This window comes from Porticoccus sp. GXU_MW_L64 (genome assembly GCF_052983295.1).
This window is the reverse complement of record NZ_JBRKJK010000053.1, coordinates 1-556: the sequence shown is the minus strand read 5'-3', so window position 1 is coordinate 556 and position 556 is coordinate 1. Positions and strand designations below refer to the sequence as shown.

Below are 556 nucleotides of genomic sequence, written 5' to 3'. Positions count from 1 at the left end.
CCGTACGCCGCATCACCGAGTTCTTTGATCAATGCCCTGAACACCTGTCGGAGCAACAGCTCAAAGACTACTTTACCGAACTGGTGCGCACCCATTCCTGGAGCACCGTCAAAGTCGATCGCAACGGCCTGCAGTTCTTCTACAAACACACCTTGCGCAAGGAGTGGCACTGGGTGGATATCGTCAAACCACCCACCCAAAAGGTGCTGCCGGATATTCTCACCGTCAAGCAGGTAGAGCGGGTCATCAACGGCACACGGGAACTGCGCTATCACACCTTCCTGCTCACGCTCTACAGCATGGGGCTGCGTTTGGGGGAGGCTCTGACCCTGCAGGTAGGTGATATTGATGCCGAGCGCATGAAGGTGCATGTGCGTTTGGGCAAAGGCAAGAAAGACCGCTTTGTCACGTTGCCCAAGGTGACACTGTTGGCATTGCGCCGTTACTGGGCCACACACCGCCACCCCCGCTTTTTGTTCCCCGCCGGACGCGGTGCTGTGGAACAACACAGCGCGAAACGGGTGATGGATCGCGGCGGCGCACAGCGGTCGTTCAA

1 protein-coding gene is annotated in these 556 nt (G+C 57.9%); it reads left to right on the top strand.

From position 1 onward, the window contains the following. A partial coding sequence (locus ACVBEJ_RS14600) for a tyrosine-type recombinase/integrase (RefSeq protein WP_447130369.1) occupies positions 1-556 on the top strand: 556 nt, incomplete at both ends.